21 protein-coding genes are annotated in these 25760 nt (G+C 73.0%); 11 read left to right on the top strand and 10 right to left on the bottom strand.

What is annotated here, in order from left to right; genetic code table 11:
• Positions 1-18 precede the first annotated feature (18 nt).
• Genes plsX through QSK36_RS29910 form a run of 4 tightly spaced genes read right to left on the bottom strand, consistent with a single transcriptional unit; the run spans position 19 to position 4703 of the window.
• Entirely contained in the window at positions 19-1077 is a 1059-nt protein-coding gene (gene plsX / locus QSK36_RS29925; RefSeq protein ID WP_352241139.1) for a phosphate acyltransferase PlsX, read from the bottom strand.
• Position 1078: 1 nt separating this feature from the next.
• Positions 1079-2008 (bottom strand): phytoene/squalene synthase family protein, encoded by a 930-nt coding sequence (locus QSK36_RS29920; RefSeq protein WP_183537142.1) that lies wholly within the window; start codon positions 2006-2008, stop codon positions 1079-1081.
• Positions 2005-3471, bottom strand: coding sequence for a phytoene desaturase family protein (locus QSK36_RS29915; RefSeq protein ID WP_285784667.1), 1467 nt, complete (start codon positions 3469-3471; stop codon positions 2005-2007). The genes QSK36_RS29920 and QSK36_RS29915 overlap by 4 nt, the downstream gene beginning before the upstream one ends.
• Entirely contained in the window at positions 3471-4703 is a 1233-nt protein-coding gene (locus QSK36_RS29910) for a polyprenyl synthetase family protein (protein WP_285784666.1), read from the bottom strand. Before QSK36_RS29910 ends, QSK36_RS29915 begins: the two co-directional genes overlap by 1 nt.
• 176 nt (positions 4704-4879) lie before the next feature.
• Between QSK36_RS29910 and QSK36_RS29905 the strand changes: the two genes are divergently transcribed.
• The 4 genes from QSK36_RS29905 (at position 4880) to QSK36_RS29890 (ending at position 8092) form a co-directional block, all read left to right on the top strand.
• Positions 4880-5935: a MerR family transcriptional regulator gene (locus QSK36_RS29905; protein WP_285784665.1), complete on the top strand. Its 1056-nt coding sequence runs from the start codon at positions 4880-4882 to the stop codon at positions 5933-5935.
• 125 nt (positions 5936-6060) lie between these two features.
• Complete coding sequence (locus QSK36_RS29900; RefSeq protein ID WP_182899056.1) at positions 6061-6582, top strand: RNA polymerase sigma factor; 522 nt, start codon at positions 6061-6063, stop codon at positions 6580-6582.
• A 2-nt stretch (positions 6583-6584) separates the two neighbouring features.
• Positions 6585-7565, top strand: coding sequence for a YbgA family protein (locus tag QSK36_RS29895; protein ID WP_285784664.1), 981 nt, complete (start codon positions 6585-6587; stop codon positions 7563-7565).
• Positions 7566-7594: 29 nt separating this feature from the next.
• Positions 7595-8092, top strand: coding sequence for a TspO/MBR family protein (locus QSK36_RS29890; RefSeq protein ID WP_285784663.1), 498 nt, complete (start codon positions 7595-7597; stop codon positions 8090-8092).
• A gap of 3 nt (positions 8093-8095) precedes the next feature.
• Here the strand turns inward: QSK36_RS29890 and QSK36_RS29885 are convergent, their stop codons facing one another.
• Positions 8096-9256: a pyridoxal phosphate-dependent aminotransferase gene (locus QSK36_RS29885; RefSeq protein ID WP_285784662.1), complete on the bottom strand. Its 1161-nt coding sequence runs from the start codon at positions 9254-9256 to the stop codon at positions 8096-8098.
• Between the two features lie 56 nt (positions 9257-9312).
• On the opposite strand from QSK36_RS29885, the gene QSK36_RS29880 reads away from it, so the two are divergent.
• Positions 9313-9861 carry a helix-turn-helix domain-containing protein gene (locus tag QSK36_RS29880; RefSeq protein ID WP_285784784.1) on the top strand — a complete coding sequence of 183 codons (549 nt, stop codon included), beginning with the start codon at positions 9313-9315 and terminating at the stop codon, positions 9859-9861.
• 127 nt (positions 9862-9988) lie between these two features.
• Here QSK36_RS29880 and QSK36_RS29875 read toward each other — a convergent pair whose 3' ends face one another.
• Positions 9989-10495: a MarR family winged helix-turn-helix transcriptional regulator gene (locus QSK36_RS29875; protein WP_183537152.1), complete on the bottom strand. Its 507-nt coding sequence runs from the start codon at positions 10493-10495 to the stop codon at positions 9989-9991.
• Between the two features lie 86 nt (positions 10496-10581).
• Between QSK36_RS29875 and QSK36_RS29870 the strand changes: the two genes are divergently transcribed.
• Together QSK36_RS29870 and thrS are read left to right on the top strand one after the other, a co-directional pair.
• Positions 10582-12882 (top strand): phosphoketolase family protein, encoded by a 2301-nt coding sequence (locus QSK36_RS29870; RefSeq protein ID WP_285784661.1) that lies wholly within the window; start codon positions 10582-10584, stop codon positions 12880-12882.
• Between the two features lie 136 nt (positions 12883-13018).
• A complete protein-coding gene (gene thrS / locus QSK36_RS29865) occupies positions 13019-14995 on the top strand; it encodes a threonine--tRNA ligase (protein ID WP_183537156.1) in 1977 nt (658 codons plus the stop codon).
• 116 nt (positions 14996-15111) lie between these two features.
• Here thrS and QSK36_RS29860 read toward each other — a convergent pair whose 3' ends face one another.
• The gene (locus QSK36_RS29860) at positions 15112-15651 is read right to left on the bottom strand and encodes an Asp23/Gls24 family envelope stress response protein (protein ID WP_183537158.1); all 540 of its coding nucleotides are present in this window, start codon (positions 15649-15651) and stop codon (positions 15112-15114) included.
• A gap of 230 nt (positions 15652-15881) precedes the next feature.
• Here QSK36_RS29860 and QSK36_RS29855 point away from each other — a divergent pair, with 230 nt between their 5' ends.
• On the top strand, positions 15882-16433 hold the full coding sequence (locus QSK36_RS29855) for an HIT family protein (protein WP_285784660.1): 552 nt from the start codon (positions 15882-15884) through the stop codon (positions 16431-16433).
• 37 nt (positions 16434-16470) lie between these two features.
• On the opposite strand, the gene QSK36_RS29850 is transcribed toward QSK36_RS29855, so the two are convergent.
• The 3 genes from QSK36_RS29850 to QSK36_RS29840 all read right to left on the bottom strand — a co-directional run bounded on the left by QSK36_RS29850 (position 16471) and on the right by QSK36_RS29840 (position 22770).
• On the bottom strand, positions 16471-18714 hold the full coding sequence (locus QSK36_RS29850; RefSeq protein ID WP_285784659.1) for a hypothetical protein: 2244 nt from the start codon (positions 18712-18714) through the stop codon (positions 16471-16473).
• Positions 18715-18790: 76 nt separating this feature from the next.
• Positions 18791-20392, bottom strand: coding sequence for a glycoside hydrolase family 10-like protein (locus tag QSK36_RS29845; protein ID WP_285784658.1), 1602 nt, complete (start codon positions 20390-20392; stop codon positions 18791-18793).
• 248 nt (positions 20393-20640) lie between these two features.
• Positions 20641-22770, bottom strand: coding sequence for an elongation factor G-like protein EF-G2 (locus QSK36_RS29840; RefSeq protein WP_139575038.1), 2130 nt, complete (start codon positions 22768-22770; stop codon positions 20641-20643).
• Positions 22771-23038: 268 nt separating this feature from the next.
• Between QSK36_RS29840 and pgsA the strand changes: the two genes are divergently transcribed.
• The 3 genes from pgsA to QSK36_RS29825 are packed head-to-tail and all read left to right on the top strand — an operon-like array spanning position 23039 to position 25745.
• On the top strand, positions 23039-23644 hold the full coding sequence (gene pgsA / locus QSK36_RS29835; RefSeq protein ID WP_139575037.1) for a phosphatidylinositol phosphate synthase: 606 nt from the start codon (positions 23039-23041) through the stop codon (positions 23642-23644).
• On the top strand, positions 23641-24615 hold the full coding sequence (locus tag QSK36_RS29830; protein WP_285784657.1) for a phosphatidylinositol mannoside acyltransferase: 975 nt from the start codon (positions 23641-23643) through the stop codon (positions 24613-24615). The genes pgsA and QSK36_RS29830 overlap by 4 nt, the downstream gene beginning before the upstream one ends.
• Entirely contained in the window at positions 24612-25745 is a 1134-nt protein-coding gene (locus QSK36_RS29825) for a glycosyltransferase family 4 protein (RefSeq protein WP_183537170.1), read from the top strand. Before QSK36_RS29830 ends, QSK36_RS29825 begins: the two co-directional genes overlap by 4 nt.
• The last annotated feature ends 15 nt before the right edge of the window (positions 25746-25760 follow it).

Raw genomic sequence — 25760 nt, 5'->3', positions numbered from 1 at the left:
CCCCCACCGAAGCTACGATCACGCCGGTGATCGGCCTGATCGGATGGCGAGACGGTCGCCGAGGCGGGCCACGACCTCGCCCTCGGCCAGGTCGCGCGCCACCACGCAGGCCCTGGCGATGGTCGCGGCCCGGGAGGAGCCGTGCGCCACGACGACGGTGCGGGTGAGCCCGAGCAGGGCCGCGCCGCCGTGCGTCTCGGGGTCGTAGCGTCGCGCCACCCGGCCGAGGTCGGCGGACCCGGCCACGCCCTCCGCCGCCGCGAGGGCGAGCGTGGCGCGCACGGTCCCCTCCACGTTCTTCAGCAGGACGTTGCCGGTGAAGCCATCGGTGACGATCACGTCGACGCCTCCGGTGAGCACGTCGCCGCCCTCGACGTTGCCGTGGAAACGCAGAGGCATGCCGCGCAGCAGGATCTCGGCCCGGCGGGTCAGCCGGTTGCCCTTGCCGGGCTCCGCGCCGATCGACAGCAGCCCGACGCGGGGGTCGGCCACGCCCAGCACGAGCTGCGCGTACGACGCCCCGAGCAGCGCGAACTGGGCCATCATCTCGGGCGTCGGATCCACGGTCGCGCCGGCGTCGATCAGCACGGTGGCCCCGCCCGCCGTCGTCGGCAGCGCCACGGCCAGCGCGGGGCGCAGCACGGCGGGCGCGGTGCCCAGCCGGTCGACCGCGCAGGCGACCACGGCCCCGGTGGACCCCGCCGACACGAAGGCCGGGCCCGCTCCGTCCCGCACGAGATCGAAACCGACGGCCAGGCTGGAGCAGCCCATGCGGACCGCACCCGCGCCCCGCTCGGTCATCGGCACGACGTCGGCGGCGTGCGCGACGTCGATCTCGCCCGCCGCCCCGGCCCGGGCCAGTTCCCCGCGTACGACTCCCGCCTGGCCGACGAGAACCACCGGCACGCCGTGCTCCCGCCACGCCTCGACCGCCCCCCGCACGATCTCCGCGGGCCCGTGGTCCCCGCCCATGGCGTCCACCACGACCGGCCGGGACATCACGTCCCGCTCGGGGGCGGGAATCCTCGGCCCGGGGACCGGACCGGCGCCCGGCGCGGCGTCCTGTCCGGGCTCCACGTCAGGCCACCTCCACACGGCGCTCGGCCTGCGCGGCGGCACGCGCGGCGAGCAGGTGCCGGGCGAAGATCGCGAGCCTGCGCCGCCGGGAGACCCTGGCCCGCCTCACCAGCACGTCGTGCCCGGCCGCCTCGACCTCGTCCAGGATGCCGCCGTACAGCTCGTACGCGGCCCTGATGCACGGCCGGGACGACGGCGCGAGCAGCGCGATCCCGTCGCGGGCCCGCCGGTAGTGGTCGCGGGCACGGTCGCACTCGTAGGCCACCAGCTCCCGCACCGCCGGCGTGGCGTACGGCGCGGCCAGGTCGGCCTCGGTCACGCCGAACTTGTCGAGGTCCGACAGCGGCAGGTAGATGCGGCCCCGCGCCAGGTCCTCGCGGACGTCGCGGATGAAGTTCGTGAGCTGGAAGGCCAGCCCGAGCTGGCGGGCGGGCTCGCGGGCCCGCGCCTCCTCGCCCGGCAGGGCCTCCAGCACGGGCAGCATCATCGTCCCGATGACCGCCGCCGATCCCTCCATGTATCCCAGCAGGTCATCGTAGGTCGCGTAGCGGTCCACGGTGAGGTCGGCGCGCATGGACGCGAGGAACGCCCGCACGTCGGCCTGGTCGATCCCGAACGCCCGCACCGTGTGCGTGAACGCGGGGAGCACCGGATCGTGGACGCGCTCGCCGTCGAGCGCGGCGGCGAGCCGGGAGGACAGGCGCTCCAGCGCCGCGGCCCGGTCGCCGGTCAGCGCGAGCGAGTCGACGATCTCGTCGGCGTAGCGGGCGAAGCCGTACAACGCGTGGACGTGCGGCCGTTTCCAGGCGGGCAGCAGGCGGGTGGCCAGGTAGTACGAGCGGCCGTAGCTCGCGTGCAGCCTGCGGCACCGCTCGTAGCCGGCCGTCAGCGTCGCGGCCGGCGCCGGGGATGGCGTGCTCGGCGTGCTCATGGGGCGCTCTCCAGGATGCGTTCGGCGGCCAGACGGCCGGAGATCAGAACGGGCGGCACCCCGACCCCGGGAGCCGTGTACATGCCGGCGAAGTGGAGGCCGGGGACCCGCCGGGCCGCGCCGGACGGGCGGAACCACGCGGTCTGGGTGAACCGGGCGTCGAGCGCGAAGGGCGTGCCGGCCGCGTGGCCGCGCCGCCGCCAGGCGGGAGGATCGAACACCAGCCGGGGGGTGCCGGACAGGTCGCCGTACCCGAGGCCGGCGAGCCGGCCCACCATGCGGTCCACGAGACGGGGGGTGAGGGTGGTCCAGTCGGCGCCGCCCCGGGTGTTCGCGGTGGGTTCCAGCACGCTGAGCACGGCGGGGCCGCCGTCGGCCGGGCAAGTCACCAGCAGGCTCGGGTCCGGCTGCGGCCTGCCCGCCTCCAGGGCCGCGAACGTCGTCTCCCACTCCCGCCCGAAGTGCAGGGTGTGGTGAGCCTGCCCCTCCGGGCGCCGGTCGAGCGCGAAGTGCGCCACCAGGCAGGAGGGGGAGAAGCGGGGCCGCCGCAGCCGCCAGTCGGCCGCCTCCTCGGGCAGCAGGCCGTCGCCGCCCCGCCGGCCGTGCGCCCGGACCAGGTCGCAGGCCACCACGGCGTGCCGGGCGGCGAGCCGTTCGCCGGTGCCGAGGCGGACGGCGACCACCCCCGCCCCGTCGGTCTCGATCCGCGTGGCCCGCACGCCGTATCGGAAGACCGCCCCGGCCTTCTCCGCGGCGGCGGCCATGGCCCGGGGGACGGCGTGCATGCCGCCCTCCTGCGGGAAGTAGACCCCGCCGACCGTGTCCATGTGGGCGATCACGGCGTACACGCCGAGGGCGCGGCGCGGCGACAGGCCGACGTACAGCGCCTGGAAGGTGTGCGCCCTGATCAGCCGCTCGTCGGTGAGGTGACGCCGCACGAGCCCGTCGAGCCGGCGGAAGCCGCCGAGCGCGGCCAGCCGTGCCAGCGCGTACGGCCGGGCCAGCGCCCGCAGCCGGGTCATGTCGCGGTCGATGAACGCGCCCCACTCGGCCTCGAACATCTCTCCCAGCAGGTGCCGGAACCGCCGGTAGCGCCCGGCCTCCGCGGGCCCGCACAGCGCCCGCACCTGCTCGGTCATCGCGTCGGCCCCCGCCACCACGTCGAGCCGCGATCCGTCGTGGAAGGTCAGCCGGTAGTACGGATCGAGCCGCCGCAGCGGCAGCCAGCGCTCCAGGTCCTGCCCGGCGGCGGCGAAGGTGTCGGCCAGCACCCCCGGCATGGTCAGCACCGAGGGGCCGGTGTCGAAGCGGTGGGAGCCCAGGGTGGCCGTGCCGCAGCAGCCGCCCGGCACGTCGGCGGCCTCCACGACCGTCACCTCACGGCCCGCCCCGGCCAGGCGCATCGCGGCGGACAGGCCGCCCAGCCCGGCGCCGATCACCACGACCGGCCCGCCCGCGGTCATCAGCCCGCCCCGCCGGCAGCCGGCTCCGCGGAGCCGGCCAGAGCAGCGGGGCCGGGCTGGGAAGCGGGGCCGGCCAGAGGAGCGGGGCCGGACGAGGCCGCGCGGTCGGCTTGATCGGGCGAAGCCGCGGGGCCGGGCTGGGCCAGGCGGCGGGCGAGGCCGAGCAGGGCCGCCCGGGCGTCCGCGGGCATGTCCGCCCCGGACAGCGCCTCGCCCGCGGAGTCGGTGAGGCCGCGGATGCGCCGCTCGACCGCCTCCAGTGCGCCGGTCGCGACGATCACCTCCCGGGCCGCGGCCAGGTGGTCCGGCCGCGCCTCGCCCGTCCCCGGCAGGGCGTCCAGCAGCGCCGCTCCCGGGCCGTCCGCGCGTTCGCGCGCCAGCGTCAGCAGGTAGGTCCGCTTGCCCTGCAGCAGGTCGGCCCCGGCGGGCTTCCCGGTCCGCGCCGGGTCGCCGAAGACGCCGAGGACGTCGTCGCGGAGCTGGAACGCCTCGCCCAGCGGGAGCGCGTACGCGCTGAGGACCCGGCGCAGCCCGGGCTCGCCTCCCGCGATGGCGTGACCGAGGTGCAGCGGCCGTTCCACCGTGTATTTGCCCGACTTGTACGTGGAGATCAGCAGTGCCTCCCGGTGGTCGCCGCCACCCCGGGCGGCGCAGGTCAGGTCGAGGTACTGCCCGGCTATCAGCTCCACGCGCAGCTGGGTGAAGACCTCCAGGGCGTCGGCCAGCCTGCGGCGGTCGGCCAGCAGCGCGGAGTCGGCCCAGGTGAAGGCGAGCACGCCGAGCAGGATGGCGGCCGACTCCCCGAACCGCCGCGGCGACCCGGCCCAGCCGAGCTCCCGGTGGCGCTCGGCGAGCGCCAGATGGGCGGTCGTCCGGCCGCGCCGGAGGGGCGACTCGTCCATCACGTCGTCGAGGATCAGCGCGCACGCGTGGAGGAGCTCGATCGAGCAGCCCGCCGCCAGCACGGCCCCGAGGTCGTCGGGTGAGCCGCCGGAGGCCCGGTGGCCCCAGTACACGAACGCCGGCCGCAGCCGCCTGCCGCCGCGCACGACGAAGTCGGCGAGGTGACGCCGTAGCACCTCCCGGTCGTCGGTGCCCAGAAAGGACAACCGGCTCATCTCGCGCCGGAGCAGTTCGTTCAGGGCGCGGTCGAACAGGTCGGAAAGGTGGCGATCGAACGGCTCCCGCGTCTCGTCCCGAACACTGCCGGTCTCGCGGGTCAACGTCAGCATGCCCACTGCTCCTTCGATCGTTACGGTGATCGGCGGCGCCGTCAGTAGAGTTTTCGCGCCCGCCCGCTCCGGCGGTTGCATCCGTGCCGGTGGCCCCAGCCGAAACAAGGTCAGGGGCGGGCACGGGCGCCGTGCGCGGGGCCGCGGCGACGATCGGATGGACACGGGGTGAGCACGTGACGCGCGAGGGCGGGTCGGGGGCCGGTGAGAACGCGGCCGCCGAGGAGGAGCCGGGCTACGGCATCGGGGCCGTCTCCCGGCGGCTCGGCGTGCCCGCGTCGACGCTGCGCACATGGAACCTCAGGTACGGCATCGGCCCGAGCAGGCGCAGCCCCGGCGGGCACCGCCGCTACGACGACGCGGACCTGCGCCGCCTGGAGGAGATGAACCGGCTGATCCGCGCCGGGATGCCGCCGGCCGACGCCGCCAGGCAGGCGCTGCGGCCGAGGCCCGCACCCGGGGAGCGGGCGGCGTCTCCGGCAGGGGAGGGAGCCGCCGCGCCACCGGAGCCGCCCGGACGGCCCGAGTCCCCCGGTCCGTTCGAGTTCCCCAGGCCGCCGGAGACCCCCAGGCCGCCGGAGCCTTCGGTGCCGTCCGCCTCCGCCGTACGGCCGGCCCCGGAACCCGGATTGCTGTCGGCGGTGATGCTGGCCCGCGCGGCGACGGCGCTGGACGCCGCGACCGTGAACGCGGGACTGGACGCGGCGCTGGCCGCGCACGGCGTGGTGTGGACGTGGGAGCGGCTCGTGCTGCCGGTGTTCGCGGCCGTCACCCGCAGGCAGCAGGACACCGGAGCCGGGATCGACGTGGAGCACCTGTTCTCCGACCGGCTCCAGGCCGCGTTGGCGCGGTTCTCCGCGCGTGCGCCCTCGCCCGTGCATCCCCGTCCTGTCCTGCTGGCCGGTGCGGAGGAGGAGCAGCACGTGCTGCCGATCCACGCGCTGGCCGCCGCGCTCGGCGTGCTCGGGGTGGAGACCCGCGTGCTCGGGGCGCGCACGCCGTACACCGCCCTGGCGGACGCGATGCGCCGCCTCGGTCCCGCGGCGGTGTTCGTGTGGTCGCAGATCCGGGAGACGGGCGATCCGGCCCCGCTGGCCGGTCTGCCGGGGCTCCGCCCCGCCTGCCGCGTCGTGGTCGGCGGCCCCGGATGGTGGGACGGCCTGCCCACGCACGTCGTCCGGGCGAACACGTTTCGTGACGCCCTCTCGGCGGTAATGACCACTCTGCGGTGATTCGGCCCTATTTGGCGCATTTTTGATCCAGTGTTCGGCCCCCATGGTTGTCCGCTGCTGACGCGGGCAGGTATGAATAGGTTTTGAGTAAGTTTCTCGTCCAGTCTTCTGTCCAAGGGGGGCCGATGGAGGAGACCCTGGAGTTCCGCCTCGCCGCGGGGGACACGGGGGCGCTGGGGGAGTGCTACCGGGTGCACTCGCCGGCCGTGCGCTCCTACCTGCGTAAACTCGTGCCGCCCCAGGACGTGGAGGACGTCCTGCAGGTCGTCTTCACCGAGGTGTGGCGCTTCCGGCACCGCTTCGACCCGGGCCGCAGCCTGTCGGCCTGGCTGTTCGGCATCGCCCGCAACCGGGCGGTGGACCACCTGCGGGCGCGTGCGCCGGCGACGGTGCCGCTGGAGGCGGTCCCCGACCCGGCGGGGCGCGACGGCCGGCTGGACGGCGACGAGTTGGCCGACCGCGACCGGATCCGCCGCGCGCTCGCCTCGCTGCCGCAGGTGCAGCGCCAGGCGATCGAGCTGGCCTACTACGGGGACCTGACGCAGCGGGAGATCGCCGAGCACCTGCGGGTCCCGCTCGGGACGGTCAAGGCGCGTACGGCCCGCGGCCTCCACCGCCTGTCCACCCTGCTGCGGCCGGCGGCCTGATCATGGAGCCTGTGGAAGCGATCAGGCCCAGGGTGGCCGTGTCGAGCTGCCTGCTCGGCGCTCCCGTGCGGTTCAACGGCGGCCACAGCCGTGACCGGTTCCTGAGCGCGGAGCTCGCGGAGCACGTGGACTGGGTGCCGGTCTGCCCCGAGATCGAGCTCGGCCTCGGCGCCCCGCGCGAGACGCTCCGCCTGGAGCGCTCCCCGGACGGGCCCCGGCTCGTCACCCGCCGGACGCGCGAGGACCTGACCGCGCCGATGACCGCCCTCGCCGCCGACCGCGCGGCCGGTCTGGCCGACATCGACGGGTACGTGTTCAAGGCGAGGAGCCCGAGTTGCGGGCTGCACGGAATCCCCGTGTACGCCGAGTCCGGCGCCGCGGCCGACCGGCGCGGGAAGGGCGTCTTCGCCGCCGCGCTCACCGCGGCCCGCCCGGAGCTGGCCGTCGAGGACGAGGGCCGGCTGCACGACGCCGTGCTGCGGGAGGCGTTCGTCGAGCGGATCTTCGCCTCGGCCCGCCTGCGCGCCCTGCTGGCCGGCGACTGGCACGCGCGCGACCTGGTCGCCTTCCACACCCGGCACAAGATGCAGATCCTCGCCCACGCGCCCGCGGCGTACCGGGAGATCGGGCGGCTCGTGGCCGCGGCGGGCGAGCGCCCACGGGAGTCGCTGGCCCGCGAGTACGGCCGGGCGTTCCGGGCGGCCCTCGCCGCCAGGGCCACGGTCGGGCGTCACGTCAACGTCCTGCACCACTGCCTCGGCATGATCGGCCGGGAGCTCGACCCGGTCCGCCGGGCCGACCTGGCCGAGGTGATCGCGTCGTATCAGGCCCGCAGGGTCGCCCTCGCGGTGCCGCTCGCCCTGCTCAGGCACCACGCGAGGGGCGCGGGGGCCCAGTACGTCCACGCGCGGTACGTCCGCGACCAGACCTACCTGTCCCCGTATCCCGACGCGCTGCGCCTGCGCAACCACATCCCCGCATGAGCGCGGACCACCGGGAAGAAAGAGGACGCATGAGACGCACATCGAAGAAGACGCTGCTGCGCACGGCCCTCGCCGTGACGGCCACCGCCGCGGTCGGCGGCCTGTCCACCGACGTCCGCTCCGGCTGGTACGCCCGGCTGCGCAAGCCCTCCTGGCAGCCGCCGCCGCAGGCGTTCGGCCTGGTCTGGACGCCGTTGTACGCGACGATCGCCTACGCCTCCGCCCGGGCGCTGTCGCACGGCGACGACGGCTCCCGGCCGGCCCTGCGGCGGGCGCTCGCCGCGAACCTGGCGCTCAACGCGGCCTGGCCGCCGCTGTTCTTCAAGGCCCGCAACCCCCGCCTCGCGCTCGCGGAGATCCTCGCGCTCAACGTGTCGAACGTGCTGCTGACCCGCCGCCTCCTCCGCCAGGACCGCACGGCCGGGCTTCTGCTGCTGCCGTACGCCGGATGGACGGTCTTCGCCACCGCGCTCAACGCCGCCATCGCACGGCACAACCCGGAAGCGCAGCGAAACCCCAAGGCCTGAGGGTCAGCCGATCGCGCGGCGGAAGCGCTCGCCGAGCCCGGCCAGCCGTTCGACCGGCTCGTTGGCGAACACGAGCCGCAGGTAGTGCGCCCCCGACGGGCCCCAGCCGTCCATGGGCGTGGCGGCGACCCTGCCGCGTTCGAACAACAGCCGGGCCAGTTCGGCGGGCGTCAGCCCGAGCGGGCGGGTGTCGACCAGGGCGGACCAGCCGCCGTGCGGCGGAACGACCGGATAGCCGGCCAGTTCGCGGAGGACGGCGTCCCCGCGGCGCGCCCACACCGCGGTGGCCGCCGCCACGTCCGCCTCGGCGTCCGGCGCGTCCAGGGCGGCCGCCACCGCCTCCTGGGCGATCCCCACCTGGCAGACGACGTTGGTGAGGCCCACCAGGCGGATGTCGGCGAGGACGGCGGCCGGCCCCACCACCCAGCCGACCCGCCAGCCGATGAGCCGCAGCTCCTTCGACGCCGAGCCGACGGTGATCGTGCGGCCGGCCAGGTCGTCGCGGGCGGCGGGGTGGCTCGGAGCCCGGCCGTCGAAGCGGATGCGCTCCATCGCGGCGTCGTAGATCAACCAGGCGTCGTGCCGCTCGCAGGCGGCGGCGAGCGCCGCCCAGTGGCGGTCGTCGAGCACGAGCCCGGTCGGCATGAGCGGGCTCATCATCAGCACCGCGGCGGTCCGCCCGGTGACCGCCGCGGCCAGCTCCTCCGGGTCGAGCGTCCAGCCCCCGGCCGTGGCCCTGGCGGGCACGAAGCGCGGGACGCCGCCCGCCAGCCGCACCCGGTTGACCAGCCCCGCGTAGACGGGGTCGCACAGCACGACCTCACGCCCCGGCTCGACGGTGGCGAGCAGCGTGTTCAGCACGCCGTTGAGCCCGCCCGCGACGCTGACGCACTCGGTGCCGGGGTCGTACGTACGCCCGGCCATGCGGCCCACATGCGCGGCGGCGGCCGTACGCAGGGAGCGGCGGCCCTGGAACGGCAGGTAGCTGTTGGCCGCGTCGTCGTCGAGGGCGGCCCGGGTCGCCTCGATGGCGACGGCGGGCGGCCGGAGGTCGGTGTCCAGGTTCTCCAGCCGCAGCAACTCCGGATCGTCCGCCGCGTCGGCGGCGTCGCCGACGACGTCGACCCCGATGCCGGGGATGTCGCGGAGCCGGGACACGGTCATGGGAACTCCGTTCGTTATGTTGATATCGGCGTACCACTATGCTGATACGTGTGAACATGGCGCAAGTGGTCGGCGACAACGTCCACCGGCTGCGGAACGCGGCCGGCATCTCCCTGGCGGACCTCGCGGCGGCGGGCGGGGTCAGCAAGACGACGCTGCACGGCATCGAGCAGGGCGCGGGCAACCCCACCCTCGGCACGCTGTGGGCCCTCGCCGCCGCGCTCAGGGTCTCACTGGGGGAGCTGATCGAACCGCCGGCTCCCGTCGTGGAGGTCGTGCGCGCGGGCGACGAACGGCCCGCCGTGACCGGCGACGCCGTGAGCGCCCGCCTGCTGCACCGCATCCGGCTGCGCGGCACCGTGGAGGTCTACGCGATCGAGGTGGCCACCGACGGGCAGGAGTCGCAGCCCCACCTGCCGGGCGTCGAGGAGTGCCTGGTCCTCACGGGCGGCCGGATCACGGCGGGGCCCGCCGACGCGCCGGTGGACCTGGCGGAGGGCGACTCGCTGCGGTTCGAGGCCTCCCGGCCCCACGTCTACCAGGGCCACGACGAGCGCAACCGGGCCGTGCTGCTCATGCTCCACCCCGACCCGCCCGGAACCTGATCCGTCCCCGCAGGCGGCCGCCCACGGCGTCGCCGGTCACGGCGCGCGGCGCCCCGAGGGGTTCCCCGACCGGCACGTCATCCACACGGCGCGGACGGTCCGTCCGAGACCGCCGAGGGTGCCGGATTCACTGGGCGGCGGCGTCGAGTGCGGGAGGGCGCCCGGCCTCCGCGGACCTCTGGTACTCGAAGGCCGACAGGATCGTGTCGAGGATCTCGCCGAACTGCCGCACCTGGCCGGGGGTGAGGGGGTCGAACAGCACCCGGCGGACCTCCTCGACGTGGCCCGGCGCCGCCTCCACGAGAGCGGCGAAGCCCTCGTCGGTGAGCTCGGCGACGGTCGTGCGCCGGTCCTCCGGCCGCTTGAGCCGCCGCACCCAGCCCTTCTCCTCCAGCCGGGAGACGGCGTGGGACAGGCGGCTGACCGAATACTGGAGGATGGCGGACAGCTCCGTCATCGTCATGGTCCGCCCGGGCGACTCGGAGAGGACCACAAGGATCATGTAGTAGGCGTGCGGCATGCCCGAGTCGCGCTGCAACTGCCGTTCGAGGGCCTCCTGCAGGAGCTGGCTCGTCCGCAGGTAGGAACGCCAGGTGTGCTGCTCCTCCTCGTCGAGCCATCGGGTGCCGGACATGGCGCCAAGACTACAGTCGGTGGGCACGCTGTTTTGTGGGCGAAAGACCCTGGTTCGGCCGCCGCTGCTGGGAAAGTGTCAGGGGCATGGACGCATACGGGAACATCGACGCCTACTGGCGGGCCGCGAACTACCTGTCCGTCGGCCAGATCTACCTGATGGACAATCCGCTGCTGACCGAGCCGCTCAGCCCCGAGCACGTCAAGCCGCGGCTGCTCGGCCATTGGGGCACGACGCCCGGGCTCAACTTCTGCTTCGCCCACCTCAACCGGATCATCCGGGAGCGCGGCCAGGACATGATCTACATCGCCGGCCCCGGTCACGGCGGCCCGGCGGCGGTCGCCCACGCGTGGCTCGAAGGCACCTACACCGAGCGCTACCCCCACGTCACCCAGGACGCCGAGGGCATGCGCAGGCTCTTCCGCCAGTTCTCCTTCCCCGGTGGCATCCCCAGCCACGTCGCCCCCGAGACTCCGGGCTCCATCCACGAGGGTGGCGAGCTCGGCTACGCCCTCTCCCACGCGTACGGCGCGGCCTTCGACAATCCCGGCCTGGTGGTGGCCTGCGTCGTCGGCGACGGCGAGGCCGAGACCGGCCCGCTCGCCACCGGCTGGCATTCCAACAAGTTCCTCAACCGGGACACCGACGGGGTGGTCCTGCCGATCCTGCACCTGAACGGTTACAAGATCGCCAACCCGACCGTGCTGGCCAGGATCCCGGAGGGCGAGCTGGTCAAGCTCTTCGAGGGGTACGGCTACCGACCGCACATCGTCTCCGGCCAGGAACCGGCGGAGATGCACGAGCTCATGGCCGCGACCCTCGACACCGTCTTCGACCAGATGGCCGACGGCGGCCCGCTGCCGATGATCATTATGCGTACGCCGAAGGGCTGGACCGGGCCGCGCGAGGTCGACGGGCTCCCGGTCGAGGGCACGTGGCGCGCCCACCAGGTGCCGCTGACCGACGTGCGGAACCGGCCCGACCGGCTGGAGGCTCTGGAGGAGTGGATGCGCTCCTACCGGCCCGAAGAGCTGTTCGACGCCGACGGACGGCCGATCGAGACGATCACGCGGACCGTCCCGGACGGGCCGCTGCGGATGAGCGCCAGCCCGCACGCCAACGGCGGGGAACTGCTGCGCCCGCTCGCGCTGCCCGACTTCCGCGATTACGCGGTCGAGGTCAAGGCGCCGGCGAGCGCCTCCAGCGAGCCGACCCGCGTCCTCGGGGCGTTCCTGCGCGACGTCATCGCGGCCAACCCCACGAACTTCCGGCTGCTCGGCCCGGACGAGACCGCCTCCAACCGCCTGTCCGCCGTCTTCGAGGCGACCGACAAGGAGTGGGAGGCCGCCCTGCTGCCCACCGACGAGAACCTCGGTCCCCGGGGCAGGGTCATGGAGGTGCTCAGCGAGCACCAGTGCCAGGGCTGGCTGGAGGGCTACCTGCTGAGCGGCCGCCACGGGCTGTTCAACTGCTACGAGGCGTTCATCCACATCGTGGACGCGATGTTCAACCAGCACGCCAAGTGGCTGGAGTCCTCCCGCAAGATCCCCTGGCGGCGGCCGGTCGCCTCGCTGAACTACCTGCTGTCGTCCCACGTCTGGCGCCAGGACCACAACGGCTTCAGCCACCAGGACCCCGGCTTCCTCGACGTCGTCGTCAACAAGAAGGCCGAGGTCGTCCGCGTCTACCTGCCGCCGGACGCCAACACCCTGCTGTCGGTCGCCGACCACTGCCTGCGCTCGCGCGACTACGTCAACGTCGTCGTGGCGGGCAAGCAGCCCGTGCTCGACCTGATGAGCATGGACGAGGCGATCGTCCACTGCACCCGAGGGCTGGGCATCCTCGACTGGGCCTCCACCGACGAGGGCACGGATCCCGACGTCGTGCTGGCCTGCGCCGGTGACGTGCCCACGCTGGAGACCCTGGCCGCCGTCGCGCTGCTCCGCGAGCACCTGCCCGAGCTGCGGATCCGGGTGATCAACGTGGTCGACCTCATGCGGCTGCAGCCGGCCTCCGAGCATCCGCACGGCCTGCGCGACGCCGAGTTCGACGCGCTGTTCACCACCGACCGGCCGATCATCTTCAACTTCCACGGCTACCCGTGGCTGATCCACCGCCTGACCTACCGGCGCAACGGGCACGAGAACCTGCACGTGCGCGGCTACAAGGAGGAGGGCACCACGACCACGCCGTTCGACATGGCGATGCTCAACGACATCGACCGCTTCCACCTGGTGATAGACGTGATCGACCGGGTGCCCGGCCTGGGCAGCAGGGCGGCCCACCTGCGTCAGCGGATGGCCGACGCCCGGCTGCGCGCCCGCGCCCACACCCGCGAGTTCGGCGAGGACCCCGCCGAGATCCGCGACTGGACGTGGCCGTACTGATTCCGGGGAGCGGGCGCGGCGCATCACCGCCATTCGGGGGCGACGGCACCGGTAGCATCGGATGCGACCGGAGCCGCCGCCGCGCGTGCGCGCGGCCACCGAGATCCATGCATCGACCCTGTCCTAAGGAGCCACCGTGTCCGCCGCCCTTGAGATACGCATCACCCTCGCCGGAGCCGAGCGCGTGGTGGCGGCGGGTACGACGGCCGGGGAGGCGCTCGGCGCCGACGGCAGGTCGGTGATCGCCGCCAGGATCAACGGCGAGCTGCGCGACCTGGCCGCCGAGGTCGCCGAGGGCGACGTGGTCGAGCCGGTCGCGATCGACAGCTCCGACGGCCGGGCCATCCTGCGCCACTCCACCGCGCACGTCATGGCCCAGGCCGTCCAGGAGATCTTCCCCGAGGCCAAGCTGGGCATCGGCCCGCCGGTCGAGAACGGCTTCTACTACGACTTCGACGTCCGCGAGCCGTTCACTCCCGACGACCTCAAGCGCATCGAGAAGCGCATGCGCGAGATCGTCAAGCAGGGGCAGACCTTCCGGCGCCGTCCGATCGGCGACGACGAGGCCCGCGAGGAGCTCGCCGCCGAGCCGTACAAGCTGGAGCTGATCGGGCTCAAGGGCGGCGCGGCCGAGTCCACCGAGGGCGCGAGCGTCGAGGTCGGCGGCGGCCAGCTCACCATCTACGACAACCTCGACCCGAAGACGGGCGAGCTGTGCTGGAAGGACCTGTGCCGGGGGCCCCACCTGCCGAGCACCCGGGTCATCCCGGCGTTCAAGCTCATGCGGTCGGGCGGCGCCTACTGGCGGGGCAGCGAGAAGAACCCGCAGCTCCAGCGCATCTACGGCACCGCCTGGGAGTCGCGGGAGAAGCAGGACGAGTACCTCCACTTCCTGGAGGAGGCCGAAAAGCGCGACCACCGCAGGCTGGGCGCCGAGCTCGACCTGTTCTCCTTCCCTGACGAGCTGGGCTCGGGCCTGCCGGTCTTCCACCCGAAGGGCGGCGTCATCCGCCGGGTCATGGAGGACTACTCGCGCCGCAGGCACGAGGAGGCGGGCTACTCCTTCGTGAACACCCCGCACATCACCAAGGAGAACCTTTACAAGATCTCCGGCCACCTCGACTGGTACGCCGACGGCATGTTCCCTCCCATGGAGCTGGAGGGCGCGCGCTACTACCTCAAGCCGATGAACTGCCCGATGCACAACCTGATCTTCAGGGCGCGCGGGCGGTCCTACCGCGAGCTGCCGCTGCGGCTGTTCGAGTTCGGCACGGTCTACCGGTACGAGAAGTCGGGCGTGGTGCACGGCCTGACCCGAGTACGCGGGCTGACCCAGGACGACGCACACATCTACTGCACGCCCGAGCAGATGCGTGACGAGCTCAAGTCGCTGCTGCGGTTCGTGCTCGATCTGCTGCGCGACTACGGCCTCGACGACTTCTACCTGGAGCTGTCCACCAAGGACCCGGAGAAGTACGTCGGCAGCGACGAGGTGTGGGAGGAGGCGACCGAGACGCTGCGCGAGGTCGCCGAGTCCGAGAACCTGGAGCTGGTGCTCGACCCGGGCGGCGCGGCCTTCTACGGCCCCAAGATCTCCGTGCAGGCGCGGGACGCCATCGGCCGCACCTGGCAGATGTCGACCATCCAGCTCGACTTCAACCTGCCCGAGCTGTTCGAGCTGGAATATCAGGCCGCGGACGGCACCAGGAAGCGGCCCGTCAAGATCCACAGGGCGCTGTTCGGGTCGATCGAGCGGTTCTTCGGCGTGCTGGTCGAGCACTACGCGGGTGCCTTCCCTCCGTGGCTGGCCCCCGTGCAGGTGGTCGGCATCCCGATCGCCGACGCCCACGTGCCCTACCTGCAGGACGTCGCCAAGCGGCTGCGCGAGGAGGGCATCCGGGTCGAGGTCGACGAGAGCGACGACCGCATGCAGAAGAAGATCCGCAACGCGCAGAAGGCCAAGGTGCCGTACATGCTGCTGGCCGGCGACGACGACATCGCCGCGGGCGCGGTCTCCTTCCGTTACCGGAGCGGCGAGCAGAAGAACGGCGTGCCGGTCGAGCAGGCGGTCGCCGAGATCGTCGACGCGGTCCGCCGCCGCATCCAGGTCTGACCCGTCATCGCCTCGAACGCGGGCGGCCCCACCTGGGGCCCCCGCGTTCTCGCTTCTCCCCGGCCGCGCGAGGTGGATCTCCCCGGCCGCGGGGGAAGTCCTCCGGCGGCATTGGGTCAGGCGGCCGGGGCGTCCCTGGTGGGGGAGTCCTGACCGGGGAGGCGGACGTCGTCGACCGTCACGTTGACCTCCACCACACGCATGCCGAGCATCCGGCTCACCGACCTGGCGACGTTGACCTTGACCTCGGTGGCGACGTCCATCACCACGTGGCCGTACACGATGACGATGGTCACGTCGACCGAGACCCGCTGGTCCTGGATCCTGGCCTGCACGCCCTGCGTCGCCCGCTTGGTCCCCACGCCGATGCGGTCACGTACGGATTCGAAGGCGCGCTCGAGGTCGCCGCCCAGGTCGGCGACGCCGGGGATCTCCAGGGCGGCCAGCGCGGCCACCTTCTCGACCACCTCGTCAGCGACCTTGATCCGGCCCTTGAGGACGTCGGCGGTCGGCGCCTCGGGCCTCGGCGTCTGCAAGGGGAGTTCCGGCGCCGCCGGATCGGCCGCCTCCAGGCCCGCCGGGTCGTCGAGGCTCCCCTCGGCGTACGCGTCGGTCTGCTCTTCCACTCGCTCCTCGACGGCGGCGGTCTCACTCATGTGACGGCTCCTCGGGGGTGGGGCGTCCGGCAGGTGCATTCTGCCCGATGACCGAGCGAGCCGCCCGGTGTCCGCGGATATCGGTGGGCCGACGGTCGTCGGCCTGGTGGTCGTCGGCCTGGTGCAACCCGGCCGGTGAGAGGAGATCCGCGAGGTCATATGCTGCTGCCAGTGCCCAGTACCAAATGCAACAGTGCACAGGGACAACGGGAGCGGAGGAGATCGCGGACGTGGATTCAGAGCCGATCGAGCAGTCGGGCGCCGGGATTCCCGACAGCTTCCAGCGCCTGTGGACCCCGCACCGGATGGCCTACATCAAGGGTGAGAACAAGCCCAGCGGGTCCGGCGCGGATGACGGCTGCCCGTTCTGCGAGATTCCCAAGCTCCCCGACGAGGACGGGCTGATCGTGGCCAGGGGATCGGCCGTGTTCGCCGTGCTCAACCTCTATCCGTACAACTCCGGGCACCTGATGGTCTGCCCCTACCGGCACGTGTCCGACTACGCCGACCTCGACGGGCCCGAGACGGCGGAGCTGGCCGACTTCACCAAGCGCGCGACGCAGGCGCTGCGCAAGGCGAGCGGGGCGCAGGGCTTCAACGTCGGCATGAACCTGGGCAGTGTGGCGGGCGCGGGCATCGCCGCCCACCTTCACCAGCACGTCGTGCCCCGGTGGGGCGGCGACACCAACTTCATGCCGGTGGTCGGGCGCACCAAGGTGCTGCCGCAGCTGCTGCGTGACACGCGTGACCTGCTCGCCGACGCCTGGCCCGCCGCCTCCTGACCGCTCCTCGGCCAAGATCCGGTCGCCCCGAACGGTGTCAGGCCGCCGCGGGGCTCGGCGGCAGGCCCGGCGATCCGGCGGCCGGGACCTGCTCGCCGTGCTGCAGGGCGCGGATGCCCGCGCTGAGGACGAGCGGCACGGCCAGAGCCAGGGCCATGGACAGCACCGCGGCCCCCGAGTCGTTGACGAGCATGCCGACCAGGCCGCTCACGAGCGCGCCGAGCAGGCCCGCCCTGAGCATGGGCGCCCGCTCGAACGCGATCGGCAGGACGCCGGCGCTCGCCGCCCCCGGCCGCAGCAGCGCGAAGACGAGGAACGCGAACGCGGCGATCACCACGGGCATCAGGTTGGGGCTGAGCAGCGTGGAGAGCATGGCCCCGAGCTTGCGGGAGATCACCGGCAGGAACGTGCCGTCGGCCACCTGCCCCACGAAGCGGCCCAGGTGCGTCTGGCTGGCCGGGGGGCGCAGGTAGTCGAGGTAGGCGATCGCCATCACCAGAACGCCGCCCGCGGCGCAGAACGCACCCAGCTTGACGATCGACACCCGCCTGCCCGCCACGATCAGGGCGGTGACCGCGATGCCGGGGACGAAGGCGATGACGCCGCCGAAGTCGCTGCCCACGCCCGGCCAGCCGTCGAGCAGCATGGCGAAGGCCCCGAGCGCGGCGACCAGGGCCACCGCGACGGCCTTGCGGCCCGCTCTCACCAGCCGATCGGCGGCGGCCGTGGTGACGAGCAGCACGGCCGTGGCGAGCAACGCGAAGGGGATGTTCCCCAGGCCGTAGTAGCGGGCGCCGACCACGCCCGTGTAGCCCATCAGGCTGTTGAGCTGCAGGGGCGTGCCGGTCAGCAGGTCGCCGAGAAGCACCGCTGCGGTCACCGCCGCGATCACGGTCAGCGGCCCGAGCACGCTCCGCCGCCACGGTCCCGCCAGGGCCGCCAGGGTCAGCGCCGCGGCGATCGCCGCGATCGAGGCGAAGAGCGTGACCGCGGGCTGTGCCGCACGGGCCCACGGGGTGAGGTTGACGAGGTAGGTCGAGACGGGGATCGAGGCGAGCGCCACGGCGGCGGCCCGCACTGCGGGCAGCCCGTCACGGCGGCGCAGCAGCAGGAACGCGGTGACGTAGAAGACCACCTGGAGCACGGCGAGCGTGGTGAAGAAGACGCCTGTCGTGTCGCGGATCGTCTGCCCGGCGACGTCGGCGGTGCGCAGGGCCGCCACACGCTCGTCCAGGTTTCCACCCGTCGCATGGGTCTCGACCGGCACGCCGACGACGGCCGGGGGAGCGGCCACCCCGGTCCTGGCCAGGATCGTGGCGGTGAGGTCCGGGAGGATGATCATGTCGTCCCTGTGGGTGGACCGGGCGCCGAGCGTCCGCGCCGGTCCACTGCCGAGTCCACCGCCGAGTCCACTGCCGGGGCCGTGCAGCATGGCGGTCCTGAGGTGGGGGACCGAACCGTGGTCGGAGAGCCCGGCGACGAGCACCGTCGCCGATCCGAGCCGCGGCAGGAACGAGCCCAGCTTCGCGTCGGCCGCCCGCGCCGCGGCCCGCCGCGCGTCCGCGGACAGGCGCTCGGGCACGTCGCTCAGCCGGTCGCCGGAGACGTAGGGCGCGACGAGGTCGGGAATCTCCACGGCGACCACGTCGCCGCGCGACCACTGCGTGACCTCGGCGGGCGAGGGGGCGTAGGCGTCCACCCGGCCCTCGCGGTCGGCCAGCGCGAGCGCCGCTCCCGGGCCTACGGCCATCGTCGTCCGCCCGGCCGCGTGCAGGGCCTGCCCGAGCGTGCCCGCCTCGCGCTGCTCCCGCACCTCCCACAGCCAGGAGAACTCGGGGACCACCGCCCCCTCGCCGTCGGCCTTGGGCGTGGGGGCCATGCCGCACGCTCCCCCCACTGCCGACCGCACCCCGGCCGAGACCGTGAGCCAGGCGTCGTACGGGCAGGTGTCCTTGCGTACGGCCCGCACCGACAGAGAGCCGAGGGCGGAGTCGCCGGCGAGCCGCCAGAGGTTCGGGGTGTCGGCCGGGGTGACGTCGCTCCACATCAGGCCGGGGATTCCGACGAGCACGACCCGTTCACCGGCCGCCGTCGCCGGCCGGGCCGCGAGCCCGGCGGACGCGGCCGCCGCGGGAGCGGAGGCCACGACCGCGACGCCGAACACGGCGGCGACGACCGCGCGCTTCACCCACGTGCCTTTCACCGGCGGCCCCCAATCCCAGTACGCGCGGTCCCAGTACGCGCAGTCCCCGTACGTGATCTTGAAAAAACTCGCGACCACGCTATCGGACCCGCTGACGTCCGCGCAGCAATCCGCGACGACCCGTCCCGGCGGAGGGGAGGGCCCCAGCCCGGGGTCAGGCCGCCCGGGTCGCGGGGCTCTCGTTGCCGAGTCGGTCGACGGCGGTGACGTAGTAGGCGCCCGGGTCGCCGGCGGCGTACGACGGAGCCTGGGAGGCCGGCACGACGGCCACCAGGTTGCGCGCGTCCGCCGTGGCGCAGGAGGCGTCCTGGCCCGTCACCCGGTAGATCCCGTATGACTGGGCGCCCGGCTGGGCCTGCCACGTCAGCGTCCCGCCGGCCGCCTTCACCCCGCGCGGGGCCGCGGGCGCGGGCCCCTGCCTGAGCATCGGCGGCAGCGCCGGGTGGGCGTAGTGGCTCTTCACGATCCGGTCGAGCACGCCCAGCGGGTTCTTCACCAGTTGCGCGGCGCTGAAGTAGACGTCGCCCGAGATCTCCGGATACTTGCGGTTCAGCGTGAGGTGGGCGGGCAGCTCGCCCGCCTTGGTCCAGGCCGGGGTGTCGGCGGCGCCCACCCGGTAGAGCGCCTGCCCGATGTAGAGGTCGACGTCGGTGCCCTTCACCGCGTCGGCCCACCACTTGGCGAGCACGGAGTAGTCGGCAGCGGCGAATCCCCGGGGCCAGTAGAGCTGGGGCATCACGTAGTCGACCGAGCCCGCCTTGATCCACGCCCTGGCGTCCGCGTAGATCGAGTCGTAGGCCGACATGCCCTTGGTGTCCGAGCCCGCCGGGTCCTCGGCCTTGTTGCGCCAGATGCCGAACGGGCTGATCCCGAAGGCGGCGTACGGCTTGGCCGTGTGGACCGCCTGCGAGACCTGGGCGACCAGCTGGTTCACGTTGCGCCGCCGCCAGTCGGCCAGCGTCAGGCCCTTGCCGTACTTCTTGTACGCGGCCTGGTCGGCGAACCGCGTGCCCTGGCCGGGGTAGGGGTAGAAATAGTCGTCGAAGTGGACGCCGTCGACGTCGTAGCGCTTGACGACGTCCGTCACGACCTTGGTCACCCAGTCGCGCACCTGCGGCAGGCCGGGGTTGTAGTACAGCTTCCCCTCGTGCTTGACGGCCCAGTCGGGATGTAGCAGCGCCGGATGCCCGGCGGGCAGCTTCGAGGAGGCCGAGTCGGCCGCCCGGTAGGGGTTGAACCACGCGTGGAACTGCAGGCCGCGCTTGTGGGCCTCCTCCACCAGGAACGGCAGCGGGTCCCAGCCCGGGTCCTTGCCCGCCGCGCCGGTGAGCCACTGGGACCACGGCTCCATCGACGAGCGGTAGATCGCGTCCGAGGCGGGCCGCACCTGGAAGAACACCGCGTTCAGACGCCGATTGACCGCGTTGTCGAGGATCTTCACATATTCGGCCTTCTGCCGGTCGGGCGACAGCCCCGATTTCGACGGCCAGTCGAGATTGTGCACGGTGGCGATCCAGACGCCGCGAAGCTGGCGCTTGGGGTATTTCACGCTGGTGGCGCAGGTGTCCGCCGCCGTGAGCGTCTCCGCGTCGACGTGCTGCCGCGTCGCCTTCGGCACCGCCGAGCGGCCGGCCTTTTCGGCACCGACCTTCTCGGCCTGGGCGCCGGGGCCGAACGTGTAGGCGGCTCCCACGGCGACGGCGGCGATGACGGTGGTCGCGATCAACGGGCGGACGACCTGTCTCCGCTCGGTCACGTGGCTACCCCTCCGATTTGCCAGTAAGTCCGGCCATAAGTCTTACATCGGCAAAAGAGCGGTTTAGCCAGAAAAACGAAATGAACTTGTGATGCGGATGTGACGCGGGGCACCCTCTGGGGCTCCCCTTACCCCGGACGTGCGAAACCCGGCGCCGGCGACGGTGCGCGTGAGCTGCGAAGACCCCGGCGGACGGGAGGCGGGCCGCCGGGGTCTCCGGATCGCTCGGAATCGCTGCGATCGGGCCGCTACTCGCCCGCCGCGGCCACCTTGTCGGCAAGGTGGGCGGGCAGGGGCTCGTACCGCAGGAAGGAGCGGCTGAACGTGCCCGCCCCGTGGGACAGCGACCGCAGGTCGATCGCGTACCGCGTGATCTCCAGCTGCGGCACCTCGGCGCGCACCAGCGTGCGGCCGGTGCCGACCGGCTCGGTGCCGAGCACCCTGCCACGGCGGGAGGACAGGTCGGACATCACGGCCCCGACGTACTCGTCCGACACGAGCACCGACACCTCGTCCACCGGCTCGAGCAGGTGCGTCGCCACCTTGGACGCGGCCTCCTTGAGCGCGAGCTGACCGGCGATCTGGAAGGCCATGTCGGAGGAGTCGACCGAGTGCGCCTTGCCGTCGTAGAGCGTGACGCGCACGTCGACCATCGGATAGCCGGCGACGACCCCGCGCTCCATCTGCGCCCGCACGCCCTTCTCCACGGACGGGATGAACTGCCTCGGCACCACGCCGCCCACGATCTTGTCGACGAACTCGAACCCGCCGCCCGACGGCAGCGGCTCGACCTCGATGTGGCAGATCGCGTACTGCCCGTGGCCCCCGGTCTGCTTGACGTTGCGCCCCAGGCCCTGCGCCTTTCCGGCGAACGTCTCCCGCAGCGGCACGCGCAGGTCGATCTTCTCGACCTCGACCCCGTGCCGCTTGGCCAGGCGGTCGAGCAGGACGTCGGAGTGCGCCTCGCCCATGCACCACAGCACGAGCTGGCGGGTCTCGGCGTTGTTCTCCAGCCGCAGGGTCGGGTCCTCCGCCACCAGGCGGCTCAGGGCCTGGCTGAGCTTGTCCTCGTCGGCCTTCGACCTGGCCCTGATGGCGACCGGCAACAGCGGTTCCGGCATGGTCCACGCCTCGACCAGCAGCGGGTCGTCCTTGTCCGAGAGCGTGTCGCCCGTCTCGGTCCGCGACAGCTTGGCGACCGCGCAGATGTCCCCGGCGACGCACTTGCCCACGGTCCGTTGCGACTTGCCGAGCGGCGACGACAGCGCGCCCACCCGCTCGTCGACGTCGTGGTCCTCGTGCCCCCGCTCCGCCAGGCCGTGGCCGGAGACGTGCACCGTCATGTCCGGTCGCAGCGTGCCGGAGAAGACCCGGACCAGGCTGATCCGTCCCACGTACGGGTCGCTCGTGGTCTTCACGACCTCGGCCACGAGCGGGCCGTCCGGATCGGCGGTGATCTCCCTGCACGGCTTGCCGTCGATCGAGGTGATCTTCGGCAGCGGGTGCTCCAGGGGCGAGGGGAAGCCCTGCGTGACGATCTCCAGCAGCTCCAGCATGCCGACGCCGGGCGCCGTGGCGAGGACCGGGTAGAAGCCGGCCCGGGCGACCGCCTTCTCCAGGTCGTCGATGAGCACCTTGGTGTCGATCGTCTCACCGGAGAGGTAACGGTCCATCAGGGACTCGTCCTCGCTCTCCTGGATGATCCCCTCGATGAGGTCGCCGCGGTACTGCTCGATGAGCGCGAGCTGGTCGGCGTCCGGCTCCCGCTCTGTCCGGCGCCCGCCGCCGTAGTCGAACAGCCGCTGCGACAGCAGGCCGAGCAGCCCGGTGCCGTCCACCGGCAGGTAGAGCGGCGCCACGCCGTCGCCGAACGCGTCCTGGCAGGTGGCGAGGACCTCGTCGAAGTTGGCGCGCTGGTGGTCGATCTTGGTGATGACCACGGCTCGGGGCATCCCGACGAGCGCGCACTCCTCCCAGAGCATGCGGGTGAGCCCGTCCACGCCCTCGGCCGCCGAGACGACGAACAGCGCCGCGTCGGCCGCGCGCAGCCCGGCCCGCAGGTCGCCGACGAAGTCCGCATACCCCGGGGTGTCCAGAAAGTTGATTTTGATGCCGTTGTGGACGACGGGGGCGACCGACAGGTTCACCGAACGCTGCTGGCGCACCTCCACCTCGTCGAAGTCGCTGACCGTCGTGCCGTCCTCGACCCGGCCGGGACGCTGGATGGTGCCCGTCTCCGTGAGCAGCGCCTCGACCAGCGTGGTCTTCCCGGCCCCGGAATGGCCGACCAGCACGACATTGCGCACCATGTCCGGCCGATCGGCCGCGGGTGCCCTGCCCGCGGCCCCTGTTGTCGCGCCGGTTGATCTTTCGGCCACATCGCCTCCCGAATCTCTGAGCGGTCGGGATGGGCACGTGGCACGCACCCCGCGCCGGCCGCTCGTGCCGTCGCTGTCCGCGCCCGGGGGCCTCGCCCTTCCAGGACCGTGCGGCGGCTGACACGGCGGTTCACCTCCGTGACATCTCCGCGCGGTCCTGCGGGCGCGTGCTCTTCACCCTTTACCCATGTGGCGCATATCACAAGACTTTTCGGCGGAATGTGCTTGCGAGGTGCGGCGGCGCTGGATGGCCTACGATCGGACGGCGATGTTGAACATCCTGCGTCCCGCCGTCACCCGAGTCATGACCCCGCTGGGGCGAGCCCTCGCCCGCTGGGGGATCTCGCCCGACGTGATCACCACGATCGGCACGCTCGGAGTGGTGGTCTCGGCTCTCGTCTTCTACCCGCTCGGGCATCTGTTCGCGGGAACGCTCGTCATCACGTTCTTCGTGCTCGCCGACCTCCTGGACGGCGTGCTGGCCCGGATGACGGGCAAGGGGAGCACGTGGGGCGCCTTCCTGGACTCCACGCTCGACCGTCTCGGCGACGCCTCGATCTTCTCGGGGCTGATCCTCTACTTCGTCCTCAAGGACGAACCCGAGATCGTCCTCGCGACAGTCGCGCTCTTCTGTCTCGTCGCGGGAGCATTGGTCTCCTACGCCAAGGCCAGGGCCGAGGGCCTCGGCATGACCGCGAACGTCGGCATCGCCGAGCGTGGGGAGCGTCTCGTGGTCGTGCTCGTCGCGGCCGGCCTGTCCGGCCTCGGCGTGCCGTACGTCCTGGCGGCCGGGCTCTGGCTGCTCGCCGCCGCCAGCGCCGTCACGGTGGTCCAGCGGATGGTGCACGTCTACAGACAGGCGGTGGTCAGATGAAGGGCACGGCCGGCTCACCCCCCGGGCGGCCCCCGCGACCCGGCGCGGCGCCGCTCGCCGACCGGCTGGTCGCGGCGGCGTACACCGTCGGCTGGGCCGTGGTCCGATACGTGCCGGAACGGCTGGCCGCCTGGTTCTTCCGGGTCCTCGCCGACCGGCTGTGGCGCAGGCGGGGCAAGTCCGTGCTCCGCCTGGAGGCCAACCTGGCCCGCGTCGTCGGCGGCGACCCCGGCGACCCCGGCGTGCGCGACCTCAGCCGGGCCGGCATGCGCTCCTACTTCCGGTACTGGATGGAGTCGTTCCGCTTCACGGCCTACACCCGCGAGCGCATCCTCGACGGCACCCGGGCCACCGGGGGCGAGCACATCTTCGACAACCTCGCCCGGGGCAGGGGAGTGGTGATCGCGCTGCCCCACATGGGCAACTACGACCTCGCCGGGGCCTGGCTGGTCCACATGGGCCACCGCTTCACCACCGTCGCCGAGCGGCTGAAGCCGGAGTCGCTGTTCGAGCGCTTCATGGCCTACCGCGAGCGACTCGGCATGGAGGTGCTGCCGCTGACCGCGAGGGACGGCGGCAGCGCCATGGCGTTCGGCACGCTCGCCAAGCGGCTGCGCGAGGGCAAGCCGGTCTGCCTGCCCGCCGAGCGCGACCTGACCGCCTCCGGCGTCGAGGTCGAGTTCTTCGGCGCCAGGACGCGCATGGTCGCCGGACCCGCCGTGCTGGCGATCCAGACGGGCGCCGCGCTGCTGCCCGCCGTGCTGTGGTTCGACGGGGACGGCTGGGGCATCCGAATCCACGAGGAGATCCCGGTCCCGACCGAGGGGACGCGGGAGGAGAAGGTCAGGGTGATGACCCAGGCCTTGGCGGCGGTGTTCGAGAAGGGCATCGCCGAGCACCCGGAGGACTGGCACATGCTCCAGCGCCTGTGGCTCGACGACCTGGAGCCCCGCGCCGGGGCCGGGTCGTGAACGTCGGCATCGTCTGCCCGTACACCTGGGAGGTCCCCGGGGGCGTGCAGGCGCACATCAGGGACCTCGCCGAGGCGCTCATCGACGACGGGCACAAGGTGTCCGTCATCGCCCCCGCGGCCGACGACGCCGAACTGCCGGCGTACGTGACCCCGGCGGGCCGCGCCGTGCCCGTGCCGTACAACGGGTCGGTCGCGCGCCTGGCGTTCGGGTTCCTGTCGGCCAACCGGGTGCGCAAGTGGATCAGGGAGGGCGGGTTCGACGTGCTGCACGTGCACGAGCCCGCCGTGCCGTCCCTCGGGGTGCTCGCCTGCTGGGTCGCCCGCGGGCCCATCGTGGCGACGTTCCACGCCTCCTACGAGCGGTCGCGGGCGATGTCGGTGGCCGCGCCGATGCTGCAGAGCGCGCTGGAGAAGATCACAGGCAGGATCGCGGTCTCCGACGCCGCCCGCAAGACGCTGGTGGAGCACCTCGGCGGCGACGCGGTGCTGATCCCGAACGGCGTCACGGTGCGCAGGTACGCCGAGGGCGAGCCGCTGCCGGGCTGGGGCCCGGACGGCAACGTGATCGGCTTCCTCGGGCGGATGGACGAGCCGCGCAAGGGCCTGGCCGTGCTGCTGGAGGCGTTCGCCCTACTGGCCCCCGAGCGGCCCGCGCTGCGCCTGCTGATCGCCGGCCCGGGCGACCCCGACGACGTGCTCGGGCGGGTGCCCAGGCAGTACCGGGACAGGGTCGGGCTGCTCGGCATGGTCAGCGAGGCCGACAAGGTGCGCGCCTACCACTCCGTGGACGTCTTCTGCGCGCCCAACCTGGGCGGGGAGAGCTTCGGCATCGTGCTCACCGAGGCCATGTCGGCCGGGGCGCCGATCCTCGCCAGCGACATCCCCGCCTTCCGGCGCGTGCTCGGCGAGGGGCAGGCGGGGGCGCTGTTCACCACCGGGGACTCCGCCGCCCTGGCCAGGGAGGCCGCCCGGCTGCTCGACGACGCCGAGCGGCGCGCGAAGCTCTCCGACGAGGCCCGCCAGGCGGTGTGGAAGTACGACTGGTCGACGGTCGCGCGGGAGGTCGTGCGCGTCTACGAGACGGTCGCCCACGCCAGCGCGGGCGTGGTGGAGGACGTGCTGCCATGACGATCCGCAGCGATC

The organism is Microbispora sp. NBRC 16548 (assembly GCF_030268985.1).
GTDB lineage: Bacteria > Actinomycetota > Actinomycetes > Streptosporangiales > Streptosporangiaceae > Microbispora > Microbispora catharanthi.
The sequence above is the reverse complement of the archived record's forward strand: the minus strand, read 5'-3'. Positions and strand labels throughout refer to the sequence as shown.

What these genes read in the sequence shown, in the direction of transcription:
- QSK36_RS29920 (WP_183537142.1), bottom strand. Translation starts at nt 2,008, where the DNA reads ATGAGCACGCCGAGCACGCCATCCCCGGCGCCGGCCGCGACGCTGACG.
- QSK36_RS29875 (WP_183537152.1), bottom strand. Translation starts at nt 10,495, where the DNA reads ATGTCCGGCACCCGATGGCTCGACGAGGAGGAGCAGCACACCTGGCGT.
- QSK36_RS29915 (WP_285784667.1), bottom strand. Translation starts at nt 3,471, where the DNA reads ATGACCGCGGGCGGGCCGGTCGTGGTGATCGGCGCCGGGCTGGGCGGC.
- QSK36_RS29900 (WP_182899056.1), top strand. Translation starts at nt 6,061, where the DNA reads ATGGAGGAGACCCTGGAGTTCCGCCTCGCCGCGGGGGACACGGGGGCG.
- pgsA (WP_139575037.1), top strand. Translation starts at nt 23,039, where the DNA reads ATGTTGAACATCCTGCGTCCCGCCGTCACCCGAGTCATGACCCCGCTG.
- QSK36_RS29870 (WP_285784661.1), top strand. Translation starts at nt 10,582, where the DNA reads ATGGACGCATACGGGAACATCGACGCCTACTGGCGGGCCGCGAACTAC.
- QSK36_RS29880 (WP_285784784.1), top strand. Translation starts at nt 9,313, where the DNA reads ATGGCGCAAGTGGTCGGCGACAACGTCCACCGGCTGCGGAACGCGGCC.
- QSK36_RS29830 (WP_285784657.1), top strand. Translation starts at nt 23,641, where the DNA reads ATGAAGGGCACGGCCGGCTCACCCCCCGGGCGGCCCCCGCGACCCGGC.
- QSK36_RS29860 (WP_183537158.1), bottom strand. Translation starts at nt 15,651, where the DNA reads ATGAGTGAGACCGCCGCCGTCGAGGAGCGAGTGGAAGAGCAGACCGAC.
- QSK36_RS29895 (WP_285784664.1), top strand. Translation starts at nt 6,585, where the DNA reads ATGGAGCCTGTGGAAGCGATCAGGCCCAGGGTGGCCGTGTCGAGCTGC.
- QSK36_RS29910 (WP_285784666.1), bottom strand. Translation starts at nt 4,703, where the DNA reads ATGCTGACGTTGACCCGCGAGACCGGCAGTGTTCGGGACGAGACGCGG.
- QSK36_RS29890 (WP_285784663.1), top strand. Translation starts at nt 7,595, where the DNA reads ATGAGACGCACATCGAAGAAGACGCTGCTGCGCACGGCCCTCGCCGTG.
- QSK36_RS29885 (WP_285784662.1), bottom strand. Translation starts at nt 9,256, where the DNA reads ATGACCGTGTCCCGGCTCCGCGACATCCCCGGCATCGGGGTCGACGTC.